The sequence below is a fragment of the Actinomycetota bacterium genome, from assembly GCA_040754375.1.
GTDB lineage: Bacteria > Actinomycetota > Acidimicrobiia > Acidimicrobiales > AC-14 > JBFMCT01.
Map to the genome: position 1 here is coordinate 22,279 of JBFMCT010000038.1, position 8,162 is coordinate 30,440.

Genomic DNA, 8,162 nt, shown 5'->3' on the forward strand with positions numbered 1-8,162 from the left:
CCTACAGGCCCCCGATCCTGTCGGCCAGGAAGCCGGCCAGCTCGCCGGGGGTCATGGACCCGACTTGGGCGCCGACATCGGCGAGTTGCTGGGCCAGCTCCCGGTCGTAGTCGGGGTTGGCCTGGTCGTCGAGGCTGGCCAAGCCCAGGACGTGGGTGCCCTGCTCGACCAGCCCCTTTACCGTCCGGACCAGCCGCGAAGGATCACCGCCTTCGTAGAAGTCCGAGATGACGGCCATGATCGTGCGCCGAGGCTGATCGACGAGCTGGGCCCCGTAGGCCACCGCCTGGGCGATGTCGGTCCCGCCCCCGAGCTGGGCCCTCATCAGCAGCTCGACGGGGTCGTCGATGTCGGCGGTCAGGTCGACGACCGCGGTGTCGAAGGCCACGAGGTGAGTGCGGACGCCCGGAAGCCCCCAAAGGCAGGCGGCTGTGACGGCGGAGTGGATGACCGAAGCGGCCATCGAACCCGACTGGTCCACCAGCAGGACGACCTGCCATTGGTCGAGGTGGCGCCGGTGGCGTGACTGGAAGTACGCCCGCTCGACGTAGAGCCGGCGCTCGTCGGGCCGGTAGTGGCGCAGGTTGGCCAGGATCGTCCGGCGGAAGTCGAAGTCGTTGGCCCGGGGCCGACGGCTGGGCCGGCGGGCGCGAGCCCCGCTGAAGGCCAGGCGGAACTCGGTGGCCAGCTTCTCGGTCAACTGGCGCACGACCTCCTCGACGATCCGCCGGGCCAGCCGCAAGACGTCGGGGTTCATGAGGTGCTTGGTGCGTAGTACGGCCCGCAGCAGGGTCGCGTTTGGCTCGATCCGCTCGAGGACGTTGGGGTCGGTGACCACCTCGTGGATCTCGTAGCGCTCGACGGCGTCGCGCTCGAGCCGCTCGATCGTCTCTTTGGGGAACAGCCGGTGGACCTCGTCCAGCCAGGCGACGGTGGTGAGAGGCGACGGCCCGAGGCCAGCCGAGCGCCGGACGCCCCGCCGGTCGAGCTCGTGGTCACGCTGGTACAACCAGTCGAGGGCGGCATCGCGCCCGGCCGCGTCCCCCGACAGCGCGGACCCGCCCATGCAAACCGACCCTGCCTCGCCCAGCACGAGCCGCCAGCGCTCCAGCGCCGGGTCGAGCTCAGCCATCAGTGCCCTCGCCGGTGGGAACGGGGCCGGTCCCGGTGCCGTCCTCCAACAGGGCCTCGCGGACCAGGAGGTCGTCGACCCTGGCCTCGACCAAGCGGGCTCGCACCAACAGCTCGGCGTCAGCCCGCAACCGCAGGAGCGACGAAGCCGAGCCCTTGAGGCCCCGCCGCTCCAGCAGCCTCTCGGCGATGGCCTGGCGCTCGCGGGGCGGGAACCACGAAAAGGCCAGGCGGAGCGGGGCGATAGCCGCCAGGAAATCGGGCTCGGACATGGCCGTGATGACGTCGTCGACGACACCCAACACACCCGCTTCGCCCTCGGCCAGCACCTCCTCACGGGCGACGGCGAACAAGCCGGCCAGGAAGTCCCCAAAGGTGTCGGCCAGGGCCGCTCCCCGGACGGCCCCCCCGAGGGAGGCGCCTTCGAGGGACGCGCCGTCCCCGGGGGGGCCCAGCACCCTCGCCATGCCCACTGACGCGCCCCGCAGGTCGGGAGGCCGGTCGGGGGCTGCTGACCGGACGAAGGTGGCGGCCACCGCCGGCCGGGAGATCGCCAGCACGTCCTGGGCGTAGAGGGTGGCGTCGCGCACTGCGACCACGGCACCCAGGCGGCCCTCGTCAGCGGGAGCCGGACCTCCCCTGGTTCCTTCGACCAGCCACAGGGCACGGGTGGTGGCCGCGTCGATCAAGGCGCCCAGGGCCGGGCTCCCGGCCGTGCCGAGGAGGCGGTCGTGGCGCCACAAGCCCAGGGCGGTGGCCAGCAGGGCCCCCAGCCCAGGCAGGTCGGTGACCGTCCCGACCAGGGATGCGGCCCGGGCCACGACCTGTCCCGAGAGCTCGTCCAGGCCGCACAAAGCGGCACCGAAGAGCACGCCAGCCAGCTCGACGGGGTCGCTGCCGGCCTGGTCGAAGAGGTCGCCGGTGGCGGACGCCGCCGCCTGGCCGAGCGTCGCCCCGAACGACCCGGCCTCGATCAGAGCGGAGAGCCACTCGTCGCCACGGGTGATCTGCCAGCTCTCGCCCAGCACCGGGTGAGCTCCGGGCCACGGGCCCGACAGGCGCCTGTACCCGGGGACACCGATGGCCCGCAGCCGGTGCAGCACGCGGCTACGCCCCAGGTCGACGTCGAGGCTCAGGTCGAGGTCGACCCGTCCGTTCTCGGGGATCCCGTAGCGGGCCAGGTCAGCCTCCACGGCGGCCACCAGTGGGGGGTGGGGAGTCGCCGGATGGAGCCGTCCCACCACGTCACCGGCCAGCGCTGCCACCATCTCCACCACTACGGGGTCGGTCCCGACCGCCAGTTGCCCCCTTCCCGTCCACGGCAGCGGGCGGTCGAGAGCGTCGGTGACGAGAGCACTGACCAGGCCATCGAGGACGTCGGCCCGGCTCGGGACGTGATGGCCGCGGAGGCGAGCCAGGCCCAGAGCGAGGGCACGGGCGGCGACCAGGTCGGCGGTCGACACGGGCTGGCGCCGGCCCCGCAGCCGGTCGACCACCGAGCCGACTATCTCCTCGCCAGCGGCTTCGGGACCGGCCTCCCACAGGCGCTGGTAGTAGCGGGGCGACGGCATCCCTGACTGGTAGCCCGAGAAGGCGTCCAGCCGCCGGAACGAGAAGGGCACGAGGTAGCTGCCACCAAGGGCGCCCGGAGGCATGTCCGCGACGATGGGCCACGAGTCGGGGACCGGCGGGACTCCCCCGGCCAGGCGGGCGACGAGCGCCGGGCGGTGGAACCCGCCGGTCACCACGACGACGGGCCGTGGGCCGGCATCAGCCACGGCCGCCCGTACCCACTCGGCCATGTGGGCCTCGCGCTCGGTGTCTTCCGCGGATGCGTCGGCGTCCCCGCGGACCAGGTCGAAGTATGCGACCAGTTCGTCCATGATGGTCGAGGGAGGGTCGACCTCGAACAGGTGGTCCCACAGCGTGTCGACGTTGTCGACGGCGTAGACGGCACACAGCCTCTCGACGGCGTCGCTGTGGCGCCGTTCGGCGTCGGAGTACCGGTTGGAGCGCGCCGCCAGGGCGGGGTGCCACGCCGGGAGGTCGATGAACCGGACCTCGGCACCCACCGCCCGGCCCTCGGTGAGCGCGATCCACTCGGGCGAATGGGCGCACAGCGGGCTCCACGAGGCGTGATGCCGGGGCCCCTCGCGGTAGCTGGTGAAGATGGCCACGGGCAGGTCGTGGTCGAGGAGCACCTCGTCCATCCGCTCGTTCATGTCGGCCGGGCCCTCGACCAGCACGTGGGCGGGGCGCAGGTCCCGGACCGTGGCTCGCACGAGGCGGGCACAAGCCGGGCTGTGGTGGCGCACGCCGATGAAGGTCGCCGGCATCGTCAGCCGGGCAGGACGTGGCGGGATTCGTGGAGAGCCTTCCAGTGGCGGCCCTTCTTCCTGGGCACCTGCTGTTCGAGGTAGCGCCGCAGGCGGGCCAGGTCCTCGGCGTCGTCCTTGGCCGCTGTACCGCCCAAGCACTCGACGATGTCGGCTTCGTTGCCCGCCTCACGGCGCAGGAACCATCCCCGCAGGCCCACGGCATGGGCTACCGATACCGCCTCGGCGGTGCTCATGACCGACGACATGCGCTCGAGCGGGTCACCGTGCTCGGTGATGCCCGAGCGGAGCTCGCGGAAGGTGGTGACGAGCACTTCGAGCACGTCGCGGCGGGGTGCGGTGGTCACGCCCGAGCGCCGGAGAAGGGCCGTGGCCTCGGCCTCCACGAGGGCCATCTCGGTCTCGAAGTCGGCGATCGGGAACACCGTCTCGAAGTTGAACCGACGCTTGAGGGCGGCGCTCATCTCATTGACGCCTCGGTCACGGGTGTTGGCCGTGGCGATCACGTTGAAGCCGTCAACCGCGTAGACCATGGCGCCCGGGCCGGTCAGCTCGGGGATGGCCATCACCCGGTCGGACAGCACCGCGAGCAGGGAGTCCTGCACCTCGAGCGGGCAGCGGGTGATCTCCTCGAAGCGCACGATGCTGCCCGAACGCAGAGCTCGCAGGACGGGGGCGGGCACCAGTGAGCGTTCGGACGGGCCTTCGGCCACCAGCAAGGCGTAGTTCCAGCCGTAGCGGATCTGGTCCTCGGTCGTCGACGCCCCTCCTTGGATGGTCAGCGTCGAGTCCCCGGAAACGGCCGCGGCCAGGAGCTCGGAGAGCAGGGACTTGGCCGTGCCGGGTTCGCCGACCAGCAGCAGGCCCCGGCTGGTGGCCAACGTCACCAGGGCTCGGTCGATCAGCGACGGGTCACCGACGAACTTGCGCTCGACCTTGGCTCGCGGGTCGCCGACGATGAACCGCCGGGCGGCGTCGAGGCTCAGGTGCCACCCCGGCGGCCGATCGCCCCTGTCGGCGTCCCGCAGCCGTTGAAGTTCCCGCGCCCAGCGCACCTCGGCGGGCGGTCGCTGAACGTTCTCGGCCATGCCGGCGGCCCGGTCGGGAACACTGTCGACCGGGGCGGGCGGGGCAGGGTCGGGGGGTCGGGAGGAGCGGGCCATGGTCCTCAGGCTGCCAGGGCTCAGCCCCGCAGGTGTTCGAGGTCTCGGACGAGCTCGGATGCGGCGATGTCGTCGAGGACCGAGAACGGGCGGTCGCCGTCGGGGTTGGGCCACTCGGCCAAGCCTGCGCTCAACCACACGCCCGTGACCCTCTGCTGTTTCCACTCCATCGGCGAACCCACGACGATGCCGGGGTCGAGGTCGATGACCGCCACCGCTCCACCCCGCACGGGCTTCTGGACGATGGCCGAGACCCCGCCGTCCATCACCGGGCCGCGGTCCCAACCCCGATGGGCCAGGCCGAGCACTCGCCCGGTCTCGACGATGAGCCCGCTCACGCGGGCGAGGACCTTGGCCTCGCGCTCCGCGGGGGTGAGCTCCCAAGTGTCCCGGCCCAACTGCGGGAAGGGCTGGAGGATCTCGTAGTCGGAGAAGAGCTCGGACCAGGCGGCCCGTTGCCCGGCGATCTGTAGGGGGTGGGCGATCCCGACGGCGGCGTCCCCGTCGACGAACACCTCGGTGTCGCTGACGTCGGCCAAGGTGCGGTCCTCGGCCACCCGGAACGATCCGGTCACCTGGTCGCGAGCGTCGAAGGTGGCCCACACAAGGCGGCGGCTCAGGTGCCAGAGAAGGGGGTGTTGGACGAACAGGGCCCGCTGTTCACGGGCGGTCCACCGGCGCCCCATGACCATGGCCCGCTCGAAGCGCCTTACCTGGTCGGCGGCGACGGACTTCACATCTCTCTTGAGCGCGCCAAATGCGGCGTAAGCAGCTGAGGCCAACGCCTGGTCGTCGTTGGCCGACGGCCGGGGCAGGAGCTTTCGGGGGGAACCGTCCTCGTCGGCCACGAGCGGCTTGAGCTGCTCGTCGAACCCGACGGTGAAGCGCCGCGGCCCGTAGTCGAGGACCATCGTCCCGTCCTGGTCGAGGCCGAAATCGGGGACGAGCCGGTCAGCCAGCTGATCGGCGCTGAGACCGAGCCCGTCGGCCACCTCATCCATCTTCTGGCGGGCCTTGTTCCTGAGGCCCTTGAACCTGGCCTTCTCGGCTATGGCGTGCAGGTGAGTAAGAGCGAGGTCCGAGCCGATGCTGGCGAGGACCTCGAGGCCGGCGACGGCCCGGGCGTGACCGCCTTCGCCCGGCCAGGCCCGCACCAGCGGGGCCAGCCGCCGAACCGTCTCGTCGTCGCCCACCAGCCCGAGAGCCTCCAGCACCCAGCCGTCCTTCGAGGGGAACCCCGCCCCCTGCCAGCGTTCGAAGAGGCCCCAGGCCATCTCGGCCAGCGCCGCCGGGTCGGTGGCCGCCTTGACGACCTCGACGCCCGCGTAGGGCTCACCCGGCTGGCACAGGGCGAGCACGGTGCAGACATGGGCGACAGCCGATACCGGCAGGACCGCCTCCCGGCCGGCCAGCAACACCGGGGGGAGGTGAGCGGGTACCAGCCAAGACGGCAGAGCCGGGGCCCGAGTGGGCCTTTCGAGAGGGTCGGCGTCGATGGTGGCGTCGATGGCGACCAGGGCCTCGTCCCCGTAGGACGCCGCCGCTTCCCGGACCGCCTGACGGTGCCCAGCTCGGTCGAGGGCACGAAGGGCGGCCTCGGCGGCCGTGCGGTCCTTGCCCAGCTTGGCGAGGGCGGCGGGGACCAGGTCGCGGGCGGCCGCCTGGGGGTGGCGGTCGAGCCAGGACCGGGCCAGAGGGCGCAGGGACTTGGAGCGCACGAGCCACTCGGCCATGAGCGAGGCCACGGCCGCCCCTTCGATGGGCAGTAACGCAGGTGCGAGCGTGGTGGGTCGGGTGACCACCGTGCGCACCGTGAAGGCGGCGGCCTCCTCGCCCACCCCGCCGAGGATCCGCCGCAGGGCGGGCAGGGCGTCCCAGGTGTACCGGGGGACGAACCGGGCCAGGTGAGGGCGGACCACTTCGGGCGGGGCCGCCGCCAGGATGTCGAGGGCCTCGTACTGGGCCCTGCTGTCGGGGTCGAGCGCGGCAGCGACGGCCGCCGGCCAGTCCCTGGCCTCGGGCCGGGCCCAACGCGGGCCGACGACCACCTGCGCCCACTCCTGCTGCTCGCCCGGCTCCCATCTGAGGGTGAGCCCGGGCGGTGGTTGGAGGCCGGGCACGACCGCCGGCTCGGCGGCCCGCTTACGGCTCTCCCACGGCGGCGTCACCAGCAAGGCGGGCAGGGCCTCAGCGGCCGCTTCGGGGACGCCGGCGGAGGCCGCGGTCACCGACTCGACGACGCGGCGCGAGGGCGCGTCCAACTCGGGGGCCAGGCGGTCGGCCAGCCCGGGGTGCGAGAGCAGGTGGCCGCGCAGCAACTGCCGGCACGAACGGGCCTTGATGTCGGGGCCCGACGCCCGGGTGGCCAGCAGGCGCAGAGCACGGGCGGGGTAGCGCCCGGCCATCTCCACGAGGGCGGCGGGGACGAGCTTGCGGTCGATGCGGTCGGCGAGCGCCCCGAAGGCCTGGTCGCTGGGCAGGGCGGCGATCAGGCCCAGCAGCCTCTTGGTCGTGGCGGCGTCGACGTCACGGTCGAGCAGGGCGGCCAGGGGGCCGGCCGCCTCAGTCCCCAGGTTGGCGGCCACCGTGTAGAGCAGGCTCGACCGTCGGGAAAGGGCCCAGGGACTGGTCACAGCCAGGACCACCTCGGCCTGGGATCGGGTGGTCACCGACGCCAGGAGCATGGGCCAATGGAGGGCGCCGGGGGCCAGCGTGGGCAAGTCCGCCACGTCCTCTTCCACCCAGTGCTGCTCGGTGGGGGCGAGGTAGCTCGTGACCACACGGACGGCCCAGGGGCCGTGGCGGAGCTCGGACAGGCGCCGCACGGCTTCGGCGTAGGTGTCGTCGGCGGCGTCCGCCAGGTGCCGGCGCAGCCTGGTGAGCACGGGCTCCAGCACTCCCGCGCCGAAGCCACCGGGCCCGGCCGGCCCGGCCGCGACCACCCACTGCTCGAGCCCGGCCTGGCTATGGCGGGTGACGACCTCGACCCCGGCCATGCGCGCCCCGACCTCGGCCGAGACGGCCGCCCCGTGACCCAGGACGAGGTCGTCGGCCGCCAGCGCCGCCAGCTCCCGGCCCGTCCAGAAGAGCGATGTGCACAGGACGGCCACGGCCACGGCCGGCCCCACCGGGTCGTCCTGCCGGTGGCCAGGGGTGCCGTCGAGGTAGATCAGGGCTCGGTCCGCCAGGGCCGCGTCCGACGACGGATGGGAGAGGACACGGCGCACGGCGTCCTGCTGTTGCCGCCACAGTTCAGCCGCCCGCGCCCGGACGACCCGGGGGTCGAGCCTCACGTCGGGGACGGGCCGCCGCCCCCGGAACGGCTCGGCCTGACGCTCCCAAGCCGCCGGCACCACGAATGTCGTCTCGTCACCGACGTCCGAGGCCAGCGGGGGCGGGCCGGGAGCCGGCGTGCCCTGCGGTGGGACGGCCGGGGTGGCGGCCGGTGGGACGGCCGGCGTGCCCTGCGGTAGGACGGCCGGCGTGGCGGCCGGTGGGACGGCCGGCGTGCCCTGCGGTGGGACGGCCGGCG

The 8,162-nt window shown here is 73.2% G+C and carries 4 protein-coding genes; all 4 read right to left on the reverse strand.

The window, feature by feature from the left end:
* Position 1: 1 nt before the first annotated feature.
* Positions 2 to 1,132, reverse strand: coding sequence for a VWA domain-containing protein (locus tag AB1673_14020; GenBank protein ID MEW6155081.1), 1,131 nt, complete (start codon positions 1,130 to 1,132; stop codon positions 2 to 4).
* Entirely contained in the window at positions 1,125 to 3,467 is a 2,343-nt protein-coding gene (locus AB1673_14025) for a DUF5682 family protein (GenBank protein ID MEW6155082.1), read from the reverse strand. The genes AB1673_14020 and AB1673_14025 overlap by 8 nt, the downstream gene beginning before the upstream one ends.
* A 2-nt stretch (positions 3,468 to 3,469) precedes the next feature.
* A complete protein-coding gene (locus tag AB1673_14030) occupies positions 3,470 to 4,555 on the reverse strand; it encodes an AAA family ATPase (GenBank protein MEW6155083.1) in 1,086 nt (361 codons plus the stop codon).
* Between the two features lie 95 nt (positions 4,556 to 4,650).
* The coding region (locus AB1673_14035; GenBank protein ID MEW6155084.1) for a DUF4132 domain-containing protein at positions 4,651 to 8,162 on the reverse strand (3,512 nt) is incomplete at its 5' end.

Excerpts from the sequence above, each read along its gene's own strand:
- AB1673_14020 (MEW6155081.1), bottom strand. The coding sequence starts at position 1,132 with ATGGCTGAGCTCGACCCGGCGCTGGAGCGCTGGCGGCTCGTGCTGGGC.
- AB1673_14025 (MEW6155082.1), bottom strand. The coding sequence starts at position 3,467 with ATGCCGGCGACCTTCATCGGCGTGCGCCACCACAGCCCGGCTTGTGCC.
- AB1673_14030 (MEW6155083.1), bottom strand. The coding sequence starts at position 4,555 with ATGGCCGAGAACGTTCAGCGACCGCCCGCCGAGGTGCGCTGGGCGCGG.